The sequence below is a fragment of the Actinomadura rugatobispora genome (assembly GCF_055379765.1).
In genome coordinates, this window is the sequence record NZ_AP029191.1 from 9,720,170 (window position 1) to 9,743,407 (window position 23,238).

At 74.7% G+C, this 23,238-nt stretch carries 23 protein-coding genes; 11 read left to right on the forward strand and 12 right to left on the reverse strand.

Going from position 1 to position 23,238, the window contains the following annotated elements:
- Positions 1-167: 167 nt before the first annotated feature.
- The 4 genes from fdhD to ACZ466_RS43745 form a co-directional block, all read right to left on the reverse strand.
- The gene (gene fdhD, locus ACZ466_RS43730; protein ID WP_378285424.1) at positions 168-998 is read right to left on the reverse strand and encodes a formate dehydrogenase accessory sulfurtransferase FdhD; all 831 of its coding nucleotides are present in this window, start codon (positions 996-998) and stop codon (positions 168-170) included.
- Positions 999-1,055: 57 nt separating this feature from the next.
- Entirely contained in the window at positions 1,056-1,715 is a 660-nt protein-coding gene (locus ACZ466_RS43735; protein WP_378285423.1) for a trimeric intracellular cation channel family protein, read from the reverse strand.
- Between the two features lie 60 nt (positions 1,716-1,775).
- The gene (locus tag ACZ466_RS43740) at positions 1,776-1,958 is read right to left on the reverse strand and encodes a DUF3099 domain-containing protein (protein WP_378285422.1); all 183 of its coding nucleotides are present in this window, start codon (positions 1,956-1,958) and stop codon (positions 1,776-1,778) included.
- A gap of 151 nt (positions 1,959-2,109) precedes the next feature.
- On the reverse strand, positions 2,110-3,981 hold the full coding sequence (locus ACZ466_RS43745; protein WP_378285421.1) for an AMP-dependent synthetase/ligase: 1,872 nt from the start codon (positions 3,979-3,981) through the stop codon (positions 2,110-2,112).
- A gap of 254 nt (positions 3,982-4,235) precedes the next feature.
- On the opposite strand from ACZ466_RS43745, the gene selD reads away from it, so the two are divergent.
- The gene (selD, locus tag ACZ466_RS43750; protein ID WP_378285441.1) at positions 4,236-5,231 is read left to right on the forward strand and encodes a selenide, water dikinase SelD; all 996 of its coding nucleotides are present in this window, start codon (positions 4,236-4,238) and stop codon (positions 5,229-5,231) included.
- A gap of 125 nt (positions 5,232-5,356) precedes the next feature.
- Positions 5,357-5,632: a GlsB/YeaQ/YmgE family stress response membrane protein gene (locus ACZ466_RS43755; RefSeq protein WP_378285420.1), complete on the forward strand. Its 276-nt coding sequence runs from the start codon at positions 5,357-5,359 to the stop codon at positions 5,630-5,632.
- A gap of 10 nt (positions 5,633-5,642) precedes the next feature.
- Here the strand turns inward: ACZ466_RS43755 and ACZ466_RS43760 are convergent, their stop codons facing one another.
- Both ACZ466_RS43760 and ACZ466_RS43765 read right to left on the reverse strand, forming a co-directional pair.
- Complete coding sequence (locus ACZ466_RS43760; protein WP_378285419.1) at positions 5,643-7,535, reverse strand: propionyl-CoA synthetase; 1,893 nt, start codon at positions 7,533-7,535, stop codon at positions 5,643-5,645.
- Between the two features lie 255 nt (positions 7,536-7,790).
- The gene (locus ACZ466_RS43765) at positions 7,791-9,221 is read right to left on the reverse strand and encodes an MFS transporter (RefSeq protein ID WP_378285418.1); all 1,431 of its coding nucleotides are present in this window, start codon (positions 9,219-9,221) and stop codon (positions 7,791-7,793) included.
- A 137-nt stretch (positions 9,222-9,358) separates the two neighbouring features.
- On the opposite strand from ACZ466_RS43765, the gene ACZ466_RS43770 reads away from it, so the two are divergent.
- The 4 genes from ACZ466_RS43770 (at position 9,359) to ACZ466_RS43785 (ending at position 13,776) form a co-directional block, all read left to right on the forward strand.
- Complete coding sequence (locus ACZ466_RS43770) at positions 9,359-9,916, forward strand: MarR family winged helix-turn-helix transcriptional regulator (protein ID WP_378285417.1); 558 nt, start codon at positions 9,359-9,361, stop codon at positions 9,914-9,916.
- A gap of 11 nt (positions 9,917-9,927) precedes the next feature.
- The gene (selB, locus tag ACZ466_RS43775) at positions 9,928-11,418 is read left to right on the forward strand and encodes a selenocysteine-specific translation elongation factor (RefSeq protein ID WP_378285416.1); all 1,491 of its coding nucleotides are present in this window, start codon (positions 9,928-9,930) and stop codon (positions 11,416-11,418) included.
- Positions 11,419-11,578: 160 nt separating this feature from the next.
- On the forward strand, positions 11,579-12,730 hold the full coding sequence (locus tag ACZ466_RS43780) for an RtcB family protein (protein ID WP_378285440.1): 1,152 nt from the start codon (positions 11,579-11,581) through the stop codon (positions 12,728-12,730).
- The gene (locus ACZ466_RS43785) at positions 12,727-13,776 is read left to right on the forward strand and encodes a TfoX/Sxy family DNA transformation protein (RefSeq protein WP_378285415.1); all 1,050 of its coding nucleotides are present in this window, start codon (positions 12,727-12,729) and stop codon (positions 13,774-13,776) included. The genes ACZ466_RS43780 and ACZ466_RS43785 overlap by 4 nt, the downstream gene beginning before the upstream one ends.
- Positions 13,777-13,794: 18 nt before the next feature.
- Here ACZ466_RS43785 and ACZ466_RS43790 read toward each other — a convergent pair whose 3' ends face one another.
- Complete coding sequence (locus ACZ466_RS43790) at positions 13,795-14,604, reverse strand: alpha/beta hydrolase (protein ID WP_378285414.1); 810 nt, start codon at positions 14,602-14,604, stop codon at positions 13,795-13,797.
- 163 nt (positions 14,605-14,767) lie between these two features.
- On the opposite strand from ACZ466_RS43790, the gene moaA reads away from it, so the two are divergent.
- The 3 genes from moaA to ACZ466_RS43805 are packed head-to-tail and all read left to right on the forward strand — an operon-like array spanning position 14,768 to position 16,665.
- On the forward strand, positions 14,768-15,757 hold the full coding sequence (gene moaA, locus ACZ466_RS43795; protein ID WP_378285413.1) for a GTP 3',8-cyclase MoaA: 990 nt from the start codon (positions 14,768-14,770) through the stop codon (positions 15,755-15,757).
- A 5-nt stretch (positions 15,758-15,762) separates the two neighbouring features.
- Positions 15,763-16,383, forward strand: coding sequence for a molybdenum cofactor guanylyltransferase (mobA, locus tag ACZ466_RS43800; RefSeq protein WP_378285412.1), 621 nt, complete (start codon positions 15,763-15,765; stop codon positions 16,381-16,383).
- Positions 16,384-16,416: 33 nt separating this feature from the next.
- The gene (locus ACZ466_RS43805; protein WP_378285411.1) at positions 16,417-16,665 is read left to right on the forward strand and encodes a DUF6457 domain-containing protein; all 249 of its coding nucleotides are present in this window, start codon (positions 16,417-16,419) and stop codon (positions 16,663-16,665) included.
- Positions 16,666-16,681: 16 nt separating this feature from the next.
- Here the strand turns inward: ACZ466_RS43805 and ACZ466_RS43810 are convergent, their stop codons facing one another.
- Positions 16,682-16,927: a hypothetical protein gene (locus tag ACZ466_RS43810; protein WP_378285410.1), complete on the reverse strand. Its 246-nt coding sequence runs from the start codon at positions 16,925-16,927 to the stop codon at positions 16,682-16,684.
- Between the two features lie 83 nt (positions 16,928-17,010).
- On the opposite strand from ACZ466_RS43810, the gene ACZ466_RS43815 reads away from it, so the two are divergent.
- Positions 17,011-18,489 carry an MFS transporter gene (locus ACZ466_RS43815; protein WP_378285409.1) on the forward strand — a complete coding sequence of 493 codons (1,479 nt, stop codon included), beginning with the start codon at positions 17,011-17,013 and terminating at the stop codon, positions 18,487-18,489.
- Here ACZ466_RS43815 and ACZ466_RS43820 read toward each other — a convergent pair.
- Genes ACZ466_RS43820 through ACZ466_RS43830 form a run of 3 tightly spaced genes read right to left on the reverse strand, consistent with a single transcriptional unit; the run spans position 18,434 to position 21,447 of the window.
- Complete coding sequence (locus ACZ466_RS43820) at positions 18,434-19,759, reverse strand: FAD-dependent oxidoreductase (protein WP_378285408.1); 1,326 nt, start codon at positions 19,757-19,759, stop codon at positions 18,434-18,436. The two genes, ACZ466_RS43815 and ACZ466_RS43820, sit on opposite strands and share 56 nt — an antisense overlap.
- A complete protein-coding gene (locus ACZ466_RS43825; protein ID WP_378285407.1) occupies positions 19,749-20,573 on the reverse strand; it encodes a tryptophan 2,3-dioxygenase in 825 nt (274 codons plus the stop codon). The genes ACZ466_RS43820 and ACZ466_RS43825 overlap by 11 nt, the downstream gene beginning before the upstream one ends.
- A 58-nt stretch (positions 20,574-20,631) precedes the next feature.
- Positions 20,632-21,447 (reverse strand): thioesterase family protein, encoded by an 816-nt coding sequence (locus ACZ466_RS43830; RefSeq protein WP_378285406.1) that lies wholly within the window; start codon positions 21,445-21,447, stop codon positions 20,632-20,634.
- A 109-nt stretch (positions 21,448-21,556) separates the two neighbouring features.
- On the opposite strand from ACZ466_RS43830, the gene ACZ466_RS43835 reads away from it, so the two are divergent.
- Positions 21,557-22,663, forward strand: a complete 1,107-nt coding sequence (locus ACZ466_RS43835; RefSeq protein ID WP_378285405.1) for an alpha/beta hydrolase — start codon at positions 21,557-21,559, stop codon at positions 22,661-22,663.
- Between the two features lie 34 nt (positions 22,664-22,697).
- Here ACZ466_RS43835 and ACZ466_RS43840 read toward each other — a convergent pair whose 3' ends face one another.
- Positions 22,698-23,225 (reverse strand): MarR family transcriptional regulator, encoded by a 528-nt coding sequence (locus ACZ466_RS43840; protein WP_378285439.1) that lies wholly within the window; start codon positions 23,223-23,225, stop codon positions 22,698-22,700.
- Between the last annotated feature and the right edge of the window lie 13 nt (positions 23,226-23,238).

Here is a 23,238-nt window from a genome sequence, read left to right on the forward strand (position 1 = left end):
CACTGCGCTTGGGGAAGCAGTGAACCCGCGTGGGAGAGGGTTTTCTTGAGATCCGGGCGATAAGTTACCGGCTGGTTTTCGTCACTGTGTGAGTGCCCGGCGCCACGACCTGGCACGCCGTGCGCGCCGCGGCCGGACGCGCGGGACGGGCCGGATCACGGGCCGGATCACGGGCCGGAGGTGCCGGAGGTGTCGATGCGGTGCGCGCCGGTGTAGACGTTCATGGTCTCGCCGCGCAGGAAGCCGACCAGCGTCATGCCCGCGTCCTCGGCCAGCTCCACCGCCAGCGACGAGGGCGCCGACACCGCGGCCAGCACCGGGATGCCCGCCTGCATCGCCTTCTGCGTCAGCTCGAACGACGCGCGCCCGCTCACCATCAGCACCCGGCCGGTCAGCGGCAGCAGCCCCTTGTTGAGCGCCCAGCCCACCACCTTGTCGACGGCGTTGTGCCGCCCCACGTCCTCGCGCAGCACCAGCAGCTCGCCGTTCCCGTCGAACAGGCCCGCCGCGTGCAGCCCGCCGGTGCGGTCGAAGACCCGCTGGGCCTCGCGCAGCCGGTCGGGCAGCGCGGCGAGCGTGCCGGGGGTCAGTACGAGGCCGTCGGCGGCGACGTCGTAGGGCCGCCGCACCCGCAGGGCCTCGATGCTGGACTTGCCGCACACCCCGCAGGCGCTGGTGGTGGTGAACGCCCGCGTCATCGACTCGCCGGGCGGTTCGACCCCCTCGGCCAGCACCACGTCGAGGGTGTTCTGCTCGGTGGTGTCGGCGCAGTAGCGCATCGCGAGCAGGTCGTCGGCGCGCCCGATGACGCCCTCGGCCGTCAGGAACCCGGCGACCAGGTCGAAGTCGTCGCCCGGCGTGCGCATCGTGATCGTCAGCGGCCGCCCGGCGACCCGGATCTCCAGCGGCTCCTCGACCGCCAGCGTGTCGGGCCTGCGCCCCCGCACGCCCGCCGTGCTCAACCGCAGGACCGGCCTGCGTACGGTGATCCGCCCCATACCGTGACGGTACCTCCGAACGGCCCGCCGCGCGAAGGACCGTCCCGCCGGGTCCCGCTAGTCCCGCAGGTCCCGGGGGTCGGGCGGCGGCGGGCCGGTGACGCCGCGGGGGAGCGGGGCCCGCCAGCGGTACCGCATCGCCAGCACCCGCAGCACGAAGGCGAGCACGGCGGCGCCGGCGATCACGCCCGCCCCGTGCAGCCCGGCCGCGGTGGCGACCGCGACCACGGCCGCGCCCAGCATCGCCGGCACCGCGTACAGCTCCCGGTCGTACAGCACGGCCGGGATCTGGCCGCTCATCATGTCCCGCAGGATTCCGCCGCCGATCGCGGTGATCACGCCGAGCAGCGCCGCGTGCAGCGGCGACAGCCCGTACTCCAGCGCCTTGAGCGTGCCGGTCGCGCAGAACAGGCCCAGCCCGGCCGCGTCGAACAGCAGCACCGCCGGCATGATCCGGGCCACCTGGGGATGCCAGAAGAACACCAGCGCCGCGGCGGCCGGCGGGACCAGCACGTACCCCAGGCTGGTGAACGCCGCGGGCGGGACGGCACCGATGACCAGGTCGCGCACGATCCCGCCGCCCAGCGCGGTCATCTCCGCCAGCACCACCACGCCGACCACGTCCAGGCGCTGCCGCACCGCCGCCAGCGCGCCCGACACCGCGAACACGAAGATGCCCGCCAGGTCCAGCAGCCCGGCGATGTCCGTACCCGTCATGGGACGGCACTCTGGCAGGTCCGCGCGGGCGCGCGGGCGCGGCGCGCGGTGGCGGGGCTCTCAGTCGCGGCGGTCGACGCCCCAGTTCGCGACCACGGCGGCGAACGGCGGGATGACCATCGCCACCACCGACATCGCGATCGCCAGCGGCGGCGAGAACAGCCGCACCACCGCCCAGGCCAGCACGAACAGCGTCAGGCACGTGCCCATCATGATCCCGTACGCCAGCTTCCGGCGTCGCATGCCTCCAGGCTACGCCGCCGGCGCGGTCCGTGCGGTCCGCGCGGCGCCCGATCGCACGCCTCCGGCGGGTGGGCCGGGCCCACCCGCCGGAGGCGCCGCCGCCGTCCGGGGGCGGCCTGATTCCGGACGGCGCCGTCGTGGGAGGCGGGCGCTACGCCTCGTAGAGCGAGTCGATGGCGTCGGTGTACTTGGTGTGCACGATCCGCCGCTTGAGCTTGAGCGTCGGGGTGAGCTCCTCGCTCTCGGCGGTCCACTCGGCGGGCAGCAGCCGCCACTTCTTGATCTGCTGGACGCGGGCCAGGCGGGCGTTGGCGTCCTCGACGGCCTGCGTGACCTCCTCCAGGACCAGCGGGTGCGCGGCCAGGGCGGCCAGGTCGGTCGTGTCGATCCCGTGCGCGGCGGCCCAGACCGGGGCCACCTCCCCGTCCAGGGTGATCAGCGCGACCACGTAGGGGCGGCGGTCGCCGTAGGCCAGCGCCTGGCCGACCAGCGGGTGCTCCTTGAGGTGGTTCTCGATGAGGGACGGCGCGATGTTCTCGCCCCCGGCGGTGATGATCAGCTCCTTCTTGCGGTCCACCACGCGCAGGAAGCCGTCCTGGTCGAGCACGCCGACATCGCCGGTGCGGACCCAGCCGTCCGGGTCGATCAGGCCGGCGGTGGCCTCCGGCCGGTTGAGGTAGCCGGGCGTGCAGGTGGCGCCGCGGACCAGGATCTCGCCGTCCTCGGCCAGCCGCAGCTCCACGCCGTGGAGGGCGCGCCCGACCGTGCCGAGCTTGAACGAGTCGGCCAGGTTGGCGGTGATCGCGCCGGTGGTCTCGGTCATCCCGTACGCGTCGAAGATCTTCAGGCCCAGCCCGGCGAAGAACCGCGCGACCTCCTCGGGCAGCGGCGCGGCGGCGCTGGAGGCCTGCCCCACGCGGTCCAGGCCGAGCAGCGCCCGCATCGGGGTGAGCACGGCGGCGTCGGCCCGCTCGAACGCCTCGGCGGCGCCGGGATCGGCGGTGTTGCCGTACTCCTGGCCGGCGACGTACCGGCGCCCGGCCTCCAGGGCCTGCTCGACCGCGGCCTTCTTCGCCTGGTCCTGCTCGCCGGCCAGCACCGCCTGGATGCCCGCCATGATCTTCTCCCAGACCCGGGGCACCCCGAAGAACGAGTGCGGCCGCACCTCGCGCAGGACGGTCGTCAGCTGCGCGGGGTCGGGGCAGAAGTGCACGTGCGAGGCCAGCCTGATCGGCAGGTAGTAGCTGAGCACGCGGTCGGCGATGTGCGCGAAGGGCAGGTAGGAGATTCCGGCGGGGTGCTCGGGTAGGACCGAGCTGTCCTCGACCAGCGCGGCCTCGTGCAGCACCATCGAGTGGGTGATCCGCACGCCCTTGGGGTCGCCGGTGGTCCCGGAGGTGTAGAGCAGGGTGACGTCGTCGGAGGGGGCGATCGCCCGCCACCGCCGGTCGATCTCGGCGGCGTGGCCGGCGTCGGCCAGCCGCTCGCGGCCGAGCTCGGTGAAGGCGTCCCAGGTGAGGAAGCGGCCGTCGGGGTCGTCGTCCCCGGACGGGCACGCGGCGGGGTCGAGCACGATGATCCTGCGCAGGTCCGGGAGCCGGTCCAGCGCGGGCAGCCAGCGGTCGAGCTGGTCGCGGCCGTCCAGCACGGCGTAGCGGGCGGCGCAGTCGCCGGCGACGAAGGCGATCTGGTCGGCGGCGAGCGTCGCGTACACCGTGGTGGGGGTGCCGCCCGCGTGCACGGCGCCCAGGTCGGCGAGCACGTGCTCGGAGCGGTTGGGCATCATCAGCGCCACGACCTCGCCGGGGCGCAGCCCGAGCGCGGCGAACCCGGCGGCCGTCTCCAGCGCCCGCCGGCGCAGGTCGGCCCAGGTCAGGGTGCGCCATTCGCCGTCGACCCGGTCGGAGTAGGCGGGGCGGCCGCCGTGCCGTTCGGCGGTGCCGGCCAGTTCCGCGGGGACGGTCCGGCCCGCCAGTCTCCGTTCCAGCTCGGCCCGCCGCCGCTGGATCTCCGCCTGCTCCATTCGCGCCCCTCGTCGTCAACGTCCTGCCTGGGAGTGCCCGCACGCGGATGTAAGTGCGTACTTGCACGGCCGTATCGCACCATGCCGGACGGTGCCGCGGCAAGGTCCCGAAGCGGATTCGGCCGGGATTCGGCCCGGAGCGGACCGCGCGGCGGGCGGATGTGGCCGTTCGGTGATGCGACGCGTACGGTCCGTTTCTTGATCGTTTGGGGTGGCTCTGGGATAGATTTCCCAAGGTGAACCCCTTGCCCGCTTTGCCCGCCAACGTGCGGCTGACCCAGTACGCCCACGGCGGCGGCAGCGCCTGCAAGCTCCCGCCGGGCGAGCTCGAACGCGTGGTCGCCGGGCTCACCGGAACCCCGGACGGCGCCGGCGGCGGGCTGCTCCTCGGCGCCGAGGACGGCGACGACGCCGCGGTGCTGCGGATCGAGGGCGGCCGCGCCGTCGTCTCCACCGTCGACTTCTCCACCCCCGTCGTGGACGACGCCTACGACTGGGGCCGGATCGCCGCGGCCCACGCCCTCTCCGACGTCTACGCCGTCGGCGGCGAGCCCCTGCTCGCCCTCAACCTGCTCGGCTGGCCGCGCGACGCGCTCCCCGCCGAACTGGCCCGCGAGGTGCTGCGCGGCGGCCGGGACGCGGCCGCCGAGGCCGGCTGCCCCATCGCCGGCGGGCACAGCATCGACGACCCCGAACCCAAGTACGGCCTGGCCGTCACCGGGACCGCCGACCCCGGCCGGCTGCTGCGCCTGGACGGCGCCCGCCCCGGGCTCCCGCTCTCGCTGACCAAGCCGCTCGGGCTCGGCGTCCTCAACGCCCGCCACAAGGCCACCGGGGAGGTGTTCGCGCAGGCGGTCGCCACGATGACGGAACTGAACGCGGCGGCGTCACGGCAGGCCCTGGAGGCCGGGGCCCGCTGCGCCACCGACGTCACCGGCTTCGGCCTGCTCGGCCACCTCTACAAGCTGGCCCGGGCCGGCGGCGTCACCGCGGTCGTCGACTCCGCCGCCGTCCCGTACCTGGACGGCGCGCGCCGCGCCGTCCGCGAGGGGTTCGTGCCGGGCGGCACCCGGCGCAACCTGTCCTGGGTCGCCCCGCACAGCGACTTCGGCCGCATCGCCGAGGAGGAGCGGCTGCTGCTCGCCGACGCGCAGACCTCCGGCGGGCTGCTGGTGGCCGGGGAGGTCCCCGGAGCCCCCGTCATCGGCGAGCTGGTCCCGCGCGGGCGCCGCGTCCTCGTCGTCCGCTGACGCCGAATTTGGGGTGTTTTTCCAGTTCGCGTTATAGATCCGCACCCTGGGTATCCCGTCGGTGACGGGTCCGCGGCACCGGCCGCCGATCCCATCACCCGCACTCCAAGACCCAAGGAGCGGACATGACCATCGGGGGGATCTTCACCGCCATCATCTTCGGCGCGATCATCGGGGCGGTGGGACGGCTCATCGTCCCGGGCAAGCAGAACATGTCGATCTGGCTGACCATCCTGGTGGGGATCGTGGCCGCCTTCATCGGCACGTGGCTCGCCAACCTGTTCGGCCTGCAGACCAGAGGCTGGAACTTCTGGGAGACCATCTTCCAGATCGCCGCGGCGGTGATCGGCGTCTACCTGGTGTCCGCGTTCTGGCCCAAGAGGACCGGCACCCGCCAGTAGCGCCCCGCCCCTACGGCGACGCCGTCGGCGAGCGCAGGATCGGCCGCAGCTCCTCCAGCACGGCCGGGTCCTCGATCGTCGACGGCACCGGCACGTCGGCGCCGTCGGCGATGCCCCGCATCGCGCCCCGCAGGATCTTGCCCGACCGGGTCTTCGGCAGCCCGGGCACCACCGAGATCGACTTCAGCGCCGCGACCGGCCCGATCTGCTCGCGCACCATCGCCACCAGCTCGTCCCGCAGCGCGTCCGGATCCGCGCCGGCGCCGCTCTTGAGCACCACGAACCCGCGCGGCACCTGCCCCTTGAGCGGATCGGCGACCCCGATCACCGCGCACTCGGCCACCGCCGGATGCGCCGCGATCACCTCCTCCATCGTCCCGGTCGACAGGCGGTGCCCGGCCACGTTGATGACGTCGTCGGTCCGGCCCATCACCCACACGTAGCCGTCCTCGTCGACGTGGCCGCCGTCCCCGGTGAGGTAGTGGCCCGGATGGCGGCTCAGGTAGGACTCCACGAATCGCTCGTCGTCCTGCCACAGCGTGGACAGCGCGCCCGGCGGCAGCGGCAGCCGCACCACGATGTCCCCGTCGGTCCCCGGACTCGCCGCGGCGCCGTCCGGCGCGAGCACCCGCACGTCGTAGCCCGGCACCGGCACCGTCGGCGAACCCGCCTTGACCGGCATCGGCTCCAGGCCGCGCGGATTCGCCACGATGGGCCAGCCCGTCTCGGTCTGCCACCAGTGGTCGATGACCGGCCGGTCCAGCACCCGCGACGCCCACCGGTAGGTGTCGGGGTCGAGCCGCTCACCGGCCAGGAACAGCGTGTCCAGCGCCGACAGGTCGTGGTCCGCCAGGAGCGCCCCGTCCGGGTCCTCCTTCTTGATCGCGCGAATCGCGGTGGGGGCGGCGAACAGCGCCTTCACCCGGTGCTGCGCCGCCACCCGCCAGAACGCCCCCGCGTCCGGCGTCCCCACCGGCTTGCCCTCGTACAGGACGGTCGTGCAGCCGGTGAGCAGCGGCGCGTACACGATGTAGGAGTGGCCGACGACCCACCCGACGTCGGACGCCGCCCAGAACACGTCCCCGGGACCCACCCCGTACACGTTCTCCATCGACCAGCGCAGCGCCACCGCGTGCCCGCCGTTGTCGCGGACCACGCCCTTGGGGCGCCCCGTGGTCCCCGAGGTGTAGAGGATGTACAGCGGATCGGTCGCCGCCACCGGGACGCACTCGGCCGGCGTCGCGTCCGCCACGGCCTCGTCCCACTCGACGTCGCGCGGCCGGACCAGGTCGGCGTGCAGCTGCGGCCGCTGCCGGATCACGCACCGGTCCACCTTGTGCGAGGCCAGCTCCAGCGCCTGGTCCAGCAGCGGCTTGTACGGCACCACCCGCGACCCCTCGATGCCGCACGACGCCGACACCACGGCCTTGGGCCGCGCGTCGTCGATCCGCACCGCCAGCTCCTTGGCCGCGAACCCGCCGAACACCACCGAGTGCACCGCCCCCAGCCGGGCGCACGCCAGCATCGCCACCACCGCCTCGGGGATCATCGGCAGGTAGATGACCACACGGTCGCCCCGGTCCACGCCCAGCCTCCGCAACGCCCCCGCGAACCGCGCCACCAGCTCGGTCAGCTCGCGGAACGTGTACGTCCGGACGGTGCGGGTGACCGGACTGTCGTAGATCAGCGCCGCCTGCTCGCCGCGCCCTTCCTCCACATGACGGTCCAGGGCGTTGTCGCAGGTGTTCAGCTCACCGCCGGTGAACCAGCGGTAGAACGGCGGCGCGCCGTCGTCCAGCACCCGGTCCGGCGGCACCATCCACCGCACGTCCCGCGCGGCGAGCCCCCAGAAACGCGTCGGGTCGGCGATGCTGCGTTCGTACGCGGCGGCGTAGGCGCCCATGTCAGACCTCCGGAACGGCGGTTCGCTGGCCCCAATACCCATTTCGGGGCGCCTCCCTATAGGGCACGCCGATGACACCAGAAGTCAAGTGAGGAAGGCCAACCCCACCAAGCGGCAAGGCCCGAACCCCCAGGGGGCGAGGGGGGCGAAGCCCCCCAGGAACCTGGGGGGCTAGGGGAGGCGAAGCCCCCCAGCGGGGGGTGCGGGGGGGCGGAGCCCCCTGCGTGGGGGTCTGAGGGGTCGCCCCCCAGATGATTACGCGTGGCGGTGGCGTACGCCGTTGGCGAGGGCCACGCCGGCGGCCAGGAGGGCGCCGACGGCGCCGATCCAGAAGCACATGACGTACGCGCCCAGGGTGGGCATTCCGGTGCCCGCGATGGTGAAGGCGGCGAGGACGGCGGCGGTGGCGGCGCCCGCGATGCTGCCGCCGGTGGTGCGGACGAGCGCGTTGATGCCGCTGGCGATGCCGCTCTGGTCCATGGGGACGTGCCGGACGGCGAGGGTGCCCAGGGCGGCGTAGGCGATGCCGAACCCGGCGCCCTGGACGGCGCTGAACACGAGCATGTCGTGGGGGTGGGCGTTGGAGAGCGCGATCCACACGTAGCTCAGCGCGGCGACGAGCGAGCCGATGGCGAGGGTGAAGGCGGGGCCGATGCGGGCGGAGACGCGGCCTGCGAGTGTCGAGGCGACGAGCATGGTGACGGTGCTGGGGAGCATGTAGAGGCCCACGTCCATGACGGAGCCGCTCAGGCCGTATCCGAGGCGTTCCCTGGGGGCCTGGATGAAGCCGGCGATGAGGGTGAACATCGCGTACATGGCGAAGCCCAGCAGCAGCGAGGCGAGGTTGGCCGACAGGGACTGGCTGCCGATCAGGAGGTTCAGCCGCACCAGCGGTTCGCGCACCCGCAGTTCGACGACGACCCAGATCGCGGAGAGCGCGACGGCGGCGCCGAAGAGGGCGAGCACGCCGGGGGAGGCCCAGCCCCAGCGGTTGCCCTGGCTGATGGCCATGAGCAGGCACACCAGGCAGGCGGCGAGCAGCAGCGTGCCGGGGACGTCGGGGCGGCCGCCCGCGCGCTCGCCGACCTCGGGAGCGCTCCAGGCGATGAGGACGAGTCCGGCGACGGCCAGCCCGGCGCTGATCCAGAAGACCGGGCGGTGGCTGGAGGTGAGGTCGGCGATCACCCCGGTCACGATCATGCCGATGGTGCCGCCGACGCCCATGGTGGCGCTGATGACGCCGATCGCGGTGGTGACGCGTTCGGCGGGGAAGGCGTCCCGGACCGAGCCGATGGCCAGCGGGATCATGGCGACCGAGACGCCCTGCAGCGCGCGGCCCGCGATCAGGACGGCGAGGGTGTTCGAGAGCGCGCAGACCACCGAGCCGGCGAACAGCGTCCCGAGGCACAGCAGGATCATCCGCTTCTTGCCGTACATGTCGCCGAACCGCGTGAGCAGCGGGGTGGCGACCGCGCCGGCCAGCAGCGAGGCGGTGAACACCCAGGTCACCGCGGTCATCGAGACGTCGAACCGGGTCATCAGGCTGGGCAGCAGCGGGATCACCATCGACTGCTGGACCGCGACGACCAGGCCCGCGGTCGCCAGCGCCATCAGGATCAGCGCGCCGGGCTCGGGGCGGACGGACGGTTCGAGCCGTCCGGGCGCCTGGGTGATAGCGCCGGACACGTGACCTCCAGGGCCGCGGACATGCGGCGGTCGGGGGGATGGGGAGGGACTGCGGACCGGGCCTGCAACGTTCCCGATCTTGATAGTCCAGGATTGTACTTACTTAAGTTAAGTAACTGCACGGGTAGGGTGCCGTCATGCCGCCCACCCCGCCGCCGCGCGCCGCCGACGTGCCCGAACCGCCCGCCGGCATCGTGGAGATCGAGCGGGCGCTCACCCGCGTCTCCCACCTGCTGACCCGCGCGAGCCTGCACGACCGGGCGGTCGCGGAGGCGGGCGTCCCCGTCGACCGGGCCGCGGTCCCGCTGCTGCGGGTGCTGGCGGAGGCGGGCGAGCCGCTGCGGCCGGGCGAGCTGGCCGCGCGGCTGGCGGTGGAGGCGCCGCACGTGACCCGGCTCGTGCATCGCCTGGAGAAGGCCGGCTACGTGGAGCGGGTGCCCGATCCCTGCGACGGCCGGGCGCACCGGGTGCGGCTGCGCGAGGCCGGCCGGGACGCCGTCGACTGCATCTGCGCGGTCGGCCGCCGCTGGATGGCCGAGGCGCTGGCCGGCTGGTCGCCGGAGGACCGCCGGAGCCTGGCGGGGCTGGTGGGGCGGATGGCCGACGACATCGCCGGCGTCCAGCCGCGCGCGACGAGACGCGGATCTCACTCTGTGGGCGGGATCGGCTTTCGCGAGCGGGCCCGCCGTCCCTAGGCTTGCTCAGCGTGGAGCCCGCACGCCGCGGGGAGGCCGTCACCGGCCGTCCTGGAAGGGAACTGATGCAGGTCGTCGCCACCGCCGGGCATGGGGACCACGGCAAGTCCGCGCTGGTCCGCGCGCTCACCGGCACCGATCCCGACCGGCCGGCCGGGGAGCGCCGCCGCGGGCTCACCCTCGACCTCGGGTTCGCCTGGACCGCGCTGCCCTCGGGGGAGCGGCTGGCGTTCGTGGACGTCCCCGGCCACGAGAAGTTCGTGACCACCATGCTCGCCGGGGTCGGGTCCGTGCCCGCGGTGCTGCTGGCGGTCGCCGCGGACGAGGGCTGGATGCCGCAGACCGGGGAGCACCTGGCGGCGATCGACGCGCTCGGCGTGCGGCACGGCGTGCTCGCGGTGACCCGTTCGGATCTGGCCGATCCGACGCTGGCGCTGCGCCAGGCCCGGGAGCGGGTCGCCGGGACGAGCCTGGGCGGCGTCGAGGCCGTCGCGGTCAGCGCCACCACCGGGCGGGGGCTGGACGAGCTCACCGCCGCGCTGGACCGCCTCGCCGCCCGCCTGCCCGTCCCGGACGAGACCGCGCCGGTCCGGCTGTGGGTGGACCGCGCGTTCACCGGGGCGGGCAACGGCACCGTGGTCACCGGGACGCTGGCCGCCGGCACCGTGGCGGTCGGCGACGAGCTGCTGCTCACGCCCTCGGGGGAGCGGGTGCGGGTGGGCGGCGTCGAGGCGGCCGGGGAGCCGCTCGACCGGGTCAGCGGCGTCGCCCGTGTCGCGCTCGTCCTGCGCGGCGTGCCCCGGGGCCGGCACGGCCGCGGGACGGCGCTGGTCAGCCCCGGCCGCTGGTCCCACACCACCTCGGTCGACGTGCGCACCCGGTTCGGTGAGGCGTCCGGGCGGCTGGCCCGGCAGATGATCCTGCACATCGGGTCGGCGGCCGTGCCCGTCGGCCTGCGACCGCTGGGGCCCGACACGGCCCGGCTCACCCTCAACGTGCGGCTGCCCCTGCACATCGGCGACAGCGCCCTGCTGCGCGACCCCGCGCGGCGCGCGGTGGCGGGGGTGAGCGTCCTGGACGTCCGGCCGCCCACCCTGGTGCGGCGCGGCGCGGCGGCCGCCCGGGCCCGGGAGCTGGCGTCCTGGCCCGACCGCCCGGACGGCGCGCAGGTGCTGCGCCGGCACGGCGTGCTGCACCGCTCGGACCTGGCGGTCATGGGCTGCGCGGCGCCGCCGTCGGCGCTGGCGATCGACGAGGAGTGGCTCGCCGACCCCGGGCACTGGGACGGCCTGCACCGCCGCCTGGCCGACGAGCTCACCGAGCACGGCCGGGCCAATCCGCTGGCGCCGGGGCTGCCGCTGGAGTCGGCGCGGCTGCGCCTGGGCCTGCCGAACCGCCGCCTGGTCACCGCCCTCGCGCGCCCGCCGCTGCGGCTGAGGGACGGGCGCGTGTACGCCCCGGCGGAAGAATCCGGAGAAACCGGAGAAATCGGAGAGGACTGAGTACGGCAATTCCTCCCGCAGAAAATGGATTGAACCGGATCGCCCCTATCTGGCGTCATAGATCCCGTCAGAGATCACGGTTCGGAACACATGTCCATTGGATGGAGAGGAGCAGGTGGTGCCGTACCAGACGCTCAAGGGCGGCCGCGTTCCCATCCGGATGTGGACCGACCCGGCCACCGTCGAGGACGCCGCGCTGGACCAGCTGCGCAACGTCTCGAGCCTGCCGTGGGTGGAGGGGCTCGCGGTGATGCCCGACGTGCACTACGGCAAGGGCGCCACCGTCGGCTCGGTGATCGCGATGCGCGACGCGGTGTCCCCGGCCGCGGTCGGCGTCGACATCGGCTGCGGGATGACCGCGGTCAGGTCATCCCTCACCGTCGAGGACATGCCCGACGACCTGGGGCTGCTGCGCTCCCGCCTGGAGCGGGCGATCCCGGTCGGCCACCACTCCCACAAGCAGCCGGTCGACCCCGACGCGCTGCCCGGCCTCAAGGAACGCGGCTGGTACGCGTTCTGGAAGCGGTTCGACGAGCTGCACCCGGCGGTGCGCGGACGGTTCGGCCGGGCCCGCGGCCAGCTCGGCACGCTCGGCGGCGGCAACCACTTCATCGAGCTGTGCGCCGACGACGACGGCGCGATCTGGGTGGTGCTGCACTCCGGGTCGCGCAACATCGGCAAGGAACTGGCCGAGCACCACGTCGAGGCGGCCCGCAGGCTGCCGCACAACCAGGACCTGCCGGACAAGGACCTGGCGGTCTTCCTGGCCGGCACCGCCAAGATGGACGAATACCGCCGCGACCTCTTCTGGGCGCAGGAGTACGCGCGGCGCAACCGCGCCGTCATGCTCGCGCTCGCGCAGGAGGTGGTGACGAAGTACTTCGGCGCCAAGCGCTGCGCGTGGGGCGAGCTGATCTCCTGCCACCACAACTACGTGGCCGAGGAGGTCTACGACGGGGTCGAGCTCCTGGTGACCCGCAAGGGCGCGATCCGGGCCGGCGCGGGCGACCTGGGCATCATCCCGGGGTCGATGGCGACCGGCACCTACATCGTGCGCGGCCTGGGCAACGAGTCCGCCTTCAACTCCGCCTCCCACGGGGCGGGGCGGAGGATGAGCCGCAACAAGGCGCGCAAGTCGTTCACGCTGGAGGACCTCGCCGAGCAGACCAGGGGCGTGGAGTGCCGCAAGGACGGCGGGGTGCTCGACGAGATCCCCGGCGCGTACAAGGACCTGGAGACGGTCATCGAGGCGCAGTCGGACCTGGTCGAGGTCGTGGCGCACCTCCGGCAGCTGGTGTGCGTGAAGGGATGACGCGCACCGGTGCGAGGCAGCGGCCCGCCAACGCGCGGGCCGCCGCCGACGGCATGAAGCTGCACCGGCGCACGGTGCGGCTGGCCGGCCGCGCGCACACGGTCATCGGGCTGCGCCCGGGCACCCGCGCGCGGTTCAGCACCAACCTGTTCCACGGCACCTGGCACCTGCTGTCGGACCGGCACGGCGCGCGGACGCTGGCCCGGCTCCTGTGGGGGCTGGCCTACCAGTCGCGGCCGGGGACGCTGCTGGTGATCGACCGGCCGTTCCTCGCGCCGACGCCGTTCGAGGCGGACCCGGCCGACCCGATCGTGATCGTCCCGGACTGGCACACCCCGTTCGGGCCGCCGCAGGCCCGCGCGCTGTCCAGGGCGCTGCCGCTGCGCGGCGCCCCGGACGGCACGGTGCGCTGGCGCACCCACGGCCTGGACTCCGCGCTCACCGACCCCCGCGCCTGGTTCCGGGAGACCTTCCCGTACCGGCACGAGGACCGGGGGCGGGTCGAGCGCGTCAAGGGCCTGATCGTGCTGCGGCCCCGCGGCGTCGACGAGATGCGCGGCTGGGCCGTTCACGCCGGGTGGCTCGATCCGGGCGGCCGGTTCGGGACGGACTACGTCTACCTGGGCCCCTGGGACCACGGGCACAGCGGCGAGATCCAGGTCTTCCGCGACTTCCGCCGGGACGTCGGCGTGGCCCGGCGGGCGCGGGCGCGCGTGCTCGCCGATCCCGCCGCGCCGGAGGCGGACGACGCGCTGCGCACGCGGATCTGGGACCGCTGCGGCGCGATCAAGCGGGGCAGGGACCTGCTGATCAGGAACTGCCGCAACCTCGGCCCGCGGGCGGCGGAGCGCCTCGCCATGATCGACGTGCACACCCTGGACGATCTGGACCGGCTGGGCGCGGCCGAGGCCTACCGGAGGCTGGCCGACCTGGAGGCCCCCGGGCCGTCCCGGACGATGCTGTGGGCGATGGAGGGCGCCCTCACCGACACCCACTGGCGGCGCATCCCTCCCGACCGGAAGGCCGAGCTCCTCCGCGACCTGTGACGCCTGGGGGCGGCGGTTTCAGCGCAGGACCCGGTCGATGAAGGCGGTCACGTCGCCCAGCACCTCGTCGCGGTTGGTCTCGTTGAAGACCTCGTGCCGGGCGTCCGGGTAGATCCGCTCGGTGAGGTCGTCGCCGCGGACGGCCTCGATGCCGGTGCGCGTGCCCTCCAGCGGGACGAGCCGGTCGTCGGAGCCGTGCACCCAGAGCGTGGGCAGCGCGCCCAGCGGGCCGTGCGCGTTGATCCGGTCGATGCAGTCCTGGAGCGCCTGGACGGTCGTCCGCTTGAACGGCCCGTGCCACACCAGCGGGTCGGCGGTGTAGGCCCTCCCGACGTCCGGGTCGCGCGACAGCGTGGCGGTGTCGATCGGCGCGTCGGGGATCTCCTCCAGCGCCAGCAGCTCGCTCAGGGCGTCCCAGCGGCCCAGGACCGGGCCCGACAGCACCAGCGCGGCCAGCCCCGCGCCGTGCAGCTGGGCGTACCGGGCGGCGATCAGTCCGCCCATGGAATGGCCGATCAGGACCACCGGCAGCCCGGGATGGTCGGAGCGGGCCGACTCCACCACGGTGTGCAGGTCGGCGACGACGTCCTCGACGTCCTCGATCAGGACGCGCTCGCCCGCCGACCTGCCGTGGCCCATGTGGTCGGGCCCGCAGACGGTCGCGCCGTGCCGCACGAGCGCCTCGGCGACGTGCGGGTAGCGGCCCAGGTGCTCGCCGTACCCGTGCGCCAGGACGGCGATGTAGCGCGGATCCGGACGCGCCCAGATCCGGGCGCTGACCGCGCCGCGCGATCCGGCGAACTCCCACTCGCGTACCGTCGTCGTCACGCGCACCTCCTGGGGGCCGGGGCCTCCGCCCCGATGATCGATCCGGCCGATACCGTCTCCTGTGACGCGACGGAACGTCAACCGCGCGAATAGGGTGGAGGTTCCGGGGGAAAGGCCGCCGGGCGTGGACCGCCCGGCGCCGACGACGAGGAGAGGGGCACCCGTGCTGGTCGACACCTTCGGCCGTACCGCGACCGACCTGCGGGTCTCCCTGACGGACCGCTGCAACCTGCGCTGCGCGTACTGCATGCCCCCCGAGGGGCTGGAGTGGCTGCCCAAGCCGGAGCTGCTCACCGACGACGAGGTGGTGCGGCTGGTCCGGCTGGGCGTGGAGCAGCTGGGCATCACCGAGGTCCGCTACACCGGGGGCGAGCCGCTGCTGCGCCGCGGCATCGCCGACATCGTGCGCCGCACCGCGGAGCTGGCCCCGCGGCCGCAGATCTCCCTGACCACCAACGGCATCGGCCTGGAACGGCTGGCGGGTCCGCTGGCCGAGGCCGGGCTGGACCGCGTCAACGTGTCGCTGGACACCCTCGACCAGGAGGTGTTCAAGCGGCTGGCGCACCGCGACCGGCTGGCGGACGTCCTGGCCGGACTGGCCGCCGCCCGCGACGCGGGGCTGCTGCCGGTCAAGGTCAACACCGTGCTGATGCGCGGCGTCAACGACCACGAGGCGGTGCCGCTGCTGCGCTACTGCCTCGACCGGGGCTACCACCTGCGGTTCATCGAGCAGATGCCGCTGGACGCCCAGCACGGCTGGACCCGCAAGGACATGATCACCGCGGACGAGATCCTGGCGCGGCTGGGCGAGGCGTTCGCGCTGGAGCCGGAGGGCGCCGCCGAGCGGGGCAGCGCGCCCGCCGAGACGTTCACGGTGGACGGCGGCCCGGCCCGGGTGGGGGTGATCGGGTCGGTGACCCGCCCGTTCTGCGGGGCCTGCGACCGGGTCCGGCTGACGGCCGACGGGCAGGTGCGCAACTGCCTGTTCGCCACCGAGGAGTCCAACCTGCGCGACGCCGCCCGCGCCGGGGCGTCCGACGACGAGCTGGCCGACCGCTGGCGCAAGGCGGTCTGGGCCAAGCGCCCGGGGCACGGCATCGACGACCCCGCGTTCCTGCAGCCGGCCCGCCCGATGTCGGCGATCGGCGGCTGAGCCGCGTGGCCCCGCCCGGAGGAGGCCCCGCCGACCGCTCCTTCGACGCGGTCGTGCTGGCCGGCGGGCGGGCGCGGCGGCTGGGCGGCTCCGACAAGCCGGGCACCCCGGTCGGCGGGCGGCCGCTGATCGGCTGGGTCGCCGGCGCCGCCGCCGGTGCCGGGCGCCTGGTCGTCGTGGGCCCGCCGCGGCCGGGGCTGCCGGACGCCGTCGTCGTCCGGGAGGACCCGCCCGGCTCCGGGCCGGTCCCCGCGCTGCGCGCCGGGCTGCCCGAGGTGCGCGCCCCGTGGACGGTGCTGCTGGCCGCCGACCTGCCGTTCCTGCGCGCGTCGCACGTCGCCGCGCTGCTGGACGCCGCGGCCGGTGCCGGTGCTGGGGGCGGGGGTGCCGGGGCCGTGCTGGTCGACCAGGACGGGCGGGAGCAGTGGCTGGCCGGCTGCTGGCCGACCGGCCCGCTGCGCGCCGCGCTGGCCGCCTACGAGGGCGGTTCGCTGCGCGGGCTGCTCGGACCGCTGCGCCCGGTCCCGGTGGCCCTGGCGGCGGGGGAGCGCCCGCCCTGGTACGACTGCGACACCCCGGACGCCCTGGTCCACGCCGAGCGGCTGGCCGCCCCGTACGATCCGTGAAGATCGGACGCCCGCGACCGAGGGGAGTGCCTGGTGCTGGAGGAATGGATGGAGGCGGTCTGCCTGGAGCTGGGCCTGGAACGCCGGGACGTCGACCGCGACCTGGTGCTCGACCTGGCCCGGGACGTCGCGCACGGGGTGGCCCGTCCCGGCGCCCCGCTGACCGCGTACCTGCTGGGCCTGGCGGTGGGGCGGGGCACGCCCGCGCGTGACGCCGCCGCCCGCATCACCGAGATGGCCGAGGGCTGGAAGGACGGCCGCAAGGACGAGGCCCCGGCCTGACCCGGGACCCGCGCTCTCAGGGGGAGCCGGGGGCGTCGCGTTCGGCGACCGGCACCACGTCGCGCAGGAAGTCGCGGCGGTCCAGGAACGCCGACAGGCTCGCGCGGTGCTCGTCGCAGGCCAGCCAGATCTTCCGCCGCTCCGGGGTGTGGATCTTGGGGTTGTTCCAGCGGAGCGCCCAGACGGCGTCGGCCCGGCACCCCTTGGCCGAGCACTGGAGTTCTTCGGTGATCTCGCCGGTGTCCTCGCGCTGTTCCCTCACCCTGCACAGCCTGGCACAGTGCGGCGGCCCGCGCGGCGGGCCGGGCGGGTTTCGGGGTCGCCGCGGCGGACATGATCCGTTCCGTGCCTACCCAGGTCACCGGCGGCTCCGGGAGCGCGTCCGGGGACCGGCACCGCTGGCAGGCGCTGTCGGTGTGCCTGGTCGCCGCGTTCATGACGCTGCTGGACATCAGCATCGTCAACGTCGCGCTGCCCTCGATCCGGGCGGGCCTGAACGCCTCCGAGGGGGCGCTGCAGTGGACGCTGTCGGGGTACGCGCTCGCCTTCGGGCTGGTGCTCGTCCCGGCCGGGCGGCTGGGGGACGCGCGCAGCCGCCGCGCGGTGTTCATGATCGGCCTGGGCCTGTTCACCTTCTCCTCCGCGCTGGCCGGGATGGCGCAGGCGATGTGGTGGCTGGTCGCCGCCCGCCTGCTGCAGGGCGTCGCGGGCGGCGTGCTCAACCCGCAGGTGGCCGGGTTCATCCAGCAGCTGTTCCGGGGCGCCGAGCGCGGCCGGGCGTTCGGGGCGCTGGGCGCGACCATCGGGATCGCCACCGCGGTCGGCCCGCTGCTGGGCGGCACGCTGATCGCGCTGGCCGGTCCCCAGGAGGGCTGGCGCTGGATCTTCTACGTCAACATCCCGGTGGGCCTGGTCGCGCTGCCGCTGGCCCTGCGGCTGCTGCCGCCGCCGATGCGCGGCGAGCGGCGCGGCCTCGACCCGTTCGGCGTGGTGCTGCTCGGCGCCGGGGTAGTGGCGATCATGCTGCCGTTCCTGCAGGAGCGGCAGTGGCCGGGCGCCGCCAAGTGGCTGCTGATCCCGCTGGGCGCCCTGGTGCTGGCGGGGTTCGTGGTCTGGGAGCGGCGGCACCGGTCCCCGCTGGCCGACCTGGGCCTGTTCCGGCGGCGCTCGTACGCGCTGGGCGCGGCGATCGCGCTGCTGTACTTCGCCGGGTTCACCGCGATCTTCTTCATCTACACCCTCTACCTGCAGAACGGCCTGGGCTACAGCGCGCTGGGCGCCGGGCTGGCGATCACGCCGTTCGCGGTCGGGTCCGCGGTGGCCGCCGCGATCGGCGGGCGGCTGGTGTCGCGGTTCGGGCGGCCGCTGGTCGCCTTCGGCCTGGTCCTGGTGGCGATCGGCCTGGTGTCCACCTGGATCGGGGTGGAGGTGCACCCCGGCTCCGGGGTCGCCTGGGTCACCGCGCTGCCGCTGCTGCTGGCGGGGGTGGGCAGCGGGCTGGTGATCGCGCCCAACCAGACCATCACGCTGTCGGAGGTGCCGTTCACCGAGGGCGGCAGCGCGGCCGGGGTGCTGCAGACCGGGCAGCGGGTCGGCACCGCCGCCGGGATCGCGGCCGTCGGCGCGGTGTTCTTCGCCACCGTGGCGGGCGCCGGCGGCGGCTGGGCGGCGGCCTTCCGGAACGGCCTGGTGGTGATCCTGGGGTTCGTGCTGGCGGCGCTGGCCACGGCGCTGGCCGACCTGGCCGCGGGACGGCGCGCCCGCCGGATCAGGGCCGGCGGCGGCGAGACAGCGCGCGCGCCGTCAGCCCGGCCGCCAGCGTGAGGCCCGCCGCGGCCCCGGCCGCCGCGCCCAGGGCGAGGTTCTGCCGGCGGAGCCGCGCGGGGATCCGCGCGTAGGGCACGGTGGTGAACGACACCAGTTCGTACCGGGAGACGTACCGCCCGGCGAGCCGCCGCTCCAGGGCGTGCTGGGCGGCCTGCTTCACGCGGAACACCGGCGAGGCCACCCGGTCGCGCATCTCCACGAAGTTGTCCAGGGCCATCTCGGCGATCGCGTCGGTGTTGGGCTTGCGCCGCTCCTGGTAGAGGGCCAGGGCGCGGTCCCACCGGCCGCCGGTCTCGGTCAGGCACCGGTCGATCTCGATGCAGTCCTCGAAGGCGCAGTTGGCGCCCTGGCCGAAGAACGGCACGATCGCGTGCGCGGCGTCGCCGAGCAGCGCCACCAGCGTGCCGCCCTCGTCCCGCACCCACGGCAGGCAGCGGACGGTGACCAGCGACCCGACCGGGTTGCGCGCGAAGTCCTCGGTGAGGCCGGGCATCAGCCCGGCCACGTCGGGATAGTGGGCGCGGAAGTGGGCGAGCACCTGCTCCGGGGTGCCGAGCGCGGTGAAGTCGCCCTTCGGCCAGAACAGCGTGCAGGTGAACGAGCGGTCCAGGTTCGGCAGCGCGATCATCATCGAGGTGCCGCGCGGCCAGATGTGCAGGGCGTCGGGGTCGAGGGCGAAGTCCCCGTCGCGCGGCGGGACGGTCAGCTCCTTGTAGCCGTGCTCCAGGAAGTCCTGGTCGCAGGCGATCCCGTCGAGCGAGCCGCGGACCGCGCTGTAGGCGCCGTCCCCGGCCAGGACGACGTCGGCGGGGTCGCCGGGCAGGCCGTCCACCAGCAGCCGGCCGTCCGCCACCCCGGTCACCCGCCGGGAGAAGCGCAGCCGCACGCCCGGCGTGGACTCGGCGGCGTCCAGCAGCGCCCGGTTGAGCTCGGCCCGGCTGATCGAGTTGATCGCGCGGCGGCCGTCGGCGCTGTACGGCTGGAAGTTGGGCGCGGCGTGCCGGCCGCGGGCGGCGGGGTGGACCATCCGCCCGTGCATGGGGAGGGCGCGTTCGAGGGCCTGCTTGCGCAGGCCGACCTGCTCCAGCGCCGCCAGCCCGCGCGCCGAGACCGCCAGGTTGATGGAGCGGCCGCGCTCGGCCCCGGCGATCCGGGGGTCGGGGCGCCGCTCGTAGACGGTGACCTCCAGGCCGCGGCGGCCCAGCAGCGTGGCCAGCAGGCACCCGGCCAGCCCGGCCCCGACGATAGCGACCCGCTCATCGGTCATGGCCGGCCGTCTCCTCGATCTGCGACCGGACCTCCCACAGGTCCGGGAAGGCGGGGGTGAACAGCGTCGAGCGCAGGTAGTCGGCGCCGGCCGAGCCGCCGGTGCCGAGCTTGGCGCCGATCGTGCGCTCCACCATCTTGACGTGCCGGTAGCGCCACTCCTGCACGCCCTCGTCGACGTCGACCAGGCCCTCGCAGACCTCGGCGGCGGGGCCGTTCTCGTCGGCGTACACCGCCAGCAGCGCCCGCTGCACCTCGGGATCGGGCGTCCACGGGCCGGCGGGGTCGCGGTCGAGGGCGGCGCGGGGGACGGCGTAGCCGTGGTCGTCCAGGTAGCGCAGCAGCGAGTCGAACAGCGACCGGCGCGCCACCGCGGCGCGCAGCCGCGGGTCGGCGCGCAGGTCGGAGGCGGGGAAGGAGCGGCGGCCCAGCACCGCCTCGATCTCGCGGAACTGCGCGGACTGGAAGCCGCTGGAGGTGCCCAGCGCGTCGCGGAAGGAGGCGAACTGGCGCGGGGTCATCGTCTCCAGGACGTCCAGCTGGCCCACCACCGTCTTGAGGATCTTGGCGATCCGGCGGGCGGTGTGCAGCGAGGCGGCGCTGCGGCCCTCCTCCAGCCGGCGCTGCAGCAGCTCGGCCTCGTGCAGGATCTGCTTGAACCACAGCTCGTACACCTGATGGATGATCACGAACAGCAGTTCGTCGTGCGCCCCGGTCCGGGGCTCCTGGCAGTCCAGCAACCGGTCCAGCCGCAGGTAGCCCCCGTAGGTGAGGGGGTCCTGCGGAGGCTGCGGATCGCTGTCCGGCATCGTCATCGACGCTCCCGCGGGGCCGCCGCCGGCACCACGCCGTGCCGGTCGATCTTCGGCGAGACTATCCCGCGGGGAGTCCGTCCACCAGAAGGGTCTGCAGCGCCCGGCCGAAACCCCCGGAGGAATCGGAGAGGACGGCCTCGGCCAGCGCGCTGCCGAGCGGATCGGTGTTGATCCGGGCGCGCATCAGGATCCACTCCCCGGCGGGGTCGCGGTGCAGCGCGACGGTGAGGTCGGTGTTGATGATCAGCCATTTGGCGAAGTCGATCTGGCTGCCCAGTCCGGAGGCGCTGTCGGCCAGCGTCAGCGTGCGCACCAGCGGGGAGTCGGCCTCCCCGGCGACCAGCGGGATCCGGGCGCGGGCCCAGGCCGCGGCCGGGCCGGGCCGGGCGAACGAGCCCTCGGTCGGCCGCCACTCCATCGCCGACAGGTAGCCGTCCATGTACGCGCCGGCCCAGCCTCCGAGGGGACGGGACGCGGCGGGCAGCGGGGGCGGGGCGGGGGTGTGGTCGGTCCGCTCGAGTCGTCCGGGGGCGGCGGCGATCCGCCAGGCGGTGGCGCGGACGATCGGGCGGTCGCCGGCGCGCAGCTCGCCCTCCAGGAGCGCGACCCGGCGGCCGGGCCGCACGGTGCGCACGGCGACCTGGAGCGGCGCCACCGGGACCGGGCCGAGGATCTCCGCGGTGACCCGGGCGATCCGGGTGCCGGGGGCCGGCTCGTGCCGCTCGAACGCCCGCCCCAGCAGGGCCGAGACGGGCCCGGCGTGCTGGAAGTCCGGCGACCAGGGGCCGGCGGTGGCGGGGGTGCTGGCGAAGCGGTCGTCGCCGAGCGGCTCGTAGAAGGCCGCCGCGGGCAAGGCCGGCCCGTCTGCGCTCATTTGGTGTGTCTCCCCTCGGTTCGGGCGGGACCAGGCTACGGCACCCGCGCTACCCTTCCCGAACCGCGTTCGGTGCAGCCGTCCGCCGCGGGAGAAGGGGAGGGCGACGATGACCGGGATCGCCAGGGAGTTCGTCGGGCTGCCGTCGCCGCTGGTCGGCAGGGCGGGCGCGGGCGGCCATCCGTGCCAGGGGATCTACCACCGGCCGGCCGCCGGGCCGCCGCCGCGGACCGCGTTCGTCGCCGCGCACTACAACGTCGACTTCTCCGAGCACTACCTCGCGCCCTACCTCGCCGAACGCGGCCACGGCTTCCTCGGCTGGAACACCCGCTTCCGGGGCAACGAGGCCTACTTCCTGCTCGACCACGCCCTCGCCGAGATCGGGGCCGGGGTCCGCTGGCTGCGCGAGCGGGCCGGGGTGGAACGGGTGGTGCTGCTGGGCAACTCCGGCGGCGGCTCGCTGATGGCCGCCTACCAGTCGCAGGCCGTGGAGCCCAACGTCGTCCCGGTCGCCGGGATGCGGCCGGTGGAGGCGATCGAGGACCTGCCCGCGGGCGACCTGTTCGTGGCGCTCGCCGCGCACGCGGGCCGCCCGGAGGTGATGACCGCCTGGATGGACCCCTCGGTGACCGACGAGACCGACCCGCTGTCGGCCGACCCGGACCTCGACCCGTTCGACCCGCGGAACGGGCCGCCCTTCGACGCCGCGTTCCAGGAGCGCTACCGGGCCGCGCAGCGCGCCCGCAACGAGCGGATCACCGACCGGGCGCTGGCCGGGCTGGAGGCGCTGAAGGGCTCCCGCGCCCGCGACCGGCTGTTCACCGTGCCCCGGACGTGGGCCGACCTGCGGATGATCGACCCGGCGATCGAGCCGTCCGACCGCGCCCCCGGCCGCTGCTACCTGGGCGATCCGGCCGCGGCCAACTACGGCGTGTTCGGCATCGGGGCGGTGTGCACGCTGCGCACGTGGCTGTCGATGTGGAGCCTGCGCATCTCGCAGTGCGCGGCGGCCCCGCACCTGGCGCGGATCACCGTGCCGTCGCTGGTGGTGCACGCCACCGCCGACGAGGGGGTCTTCGACGGCGACGCGCGGGCGGTGTACGGGGCGCTCGCCGCGGACGACAAGCGGATGGAGTTCATCAGGGACGAGCACTACCTGCGCAACTCCCGGCCCCGTGCGGCCGACCTCATCGACGCCTGGGTCCGCGAACGCTGACGGCGGCGGCGCCCGGACGGTGACGCGGCGCGGCTCAGGCGGGGGACCCGCCGGGGACGTCTCCGGCCGAGACGCGGACGGCGTGCAGGGCCCGGGTGATGTCGGCGGCCTGGTCGCCGGTCAGGTCGGGCAGGCCGAACCCGGCCTCGTGCAGCGCGGCCGTCGCCTCCTCGGCCAGCTCGCGGCCCGCCGGGGTGATGGCGGCCAGCACGACGCGGCGGTCGTCGGGGGAGGGGCGGCGCTCGACCAGCCCGCGCTGCTCCAGCCGTCCGATGACGTTGGTGACCGAGGCCGGATGGACCATCAGGCGGGTGCCGACCTTGCCCATCGGCAGCGTCCCGGTGCGGGTGAAGGCCAGCAGGCGCAGCGCCTCGTAGGCGGCGAAGGTGAGGCCGTGCGGTTTGAGCGCCGCCTCGACCTTGCCGAGCAGCAGCTGCTGGGCCCGCATGACGGAGGTGACGGCGGCCATGTGGTCGGCGTGCTCGGGCCACCGGGCGCTCCACTGGCGGTGCGCCTCGGCGATGGGGTCCAGGGGGTCGGGCACCGCCCCACCGTACGCCATCGGGGGTCGCTTG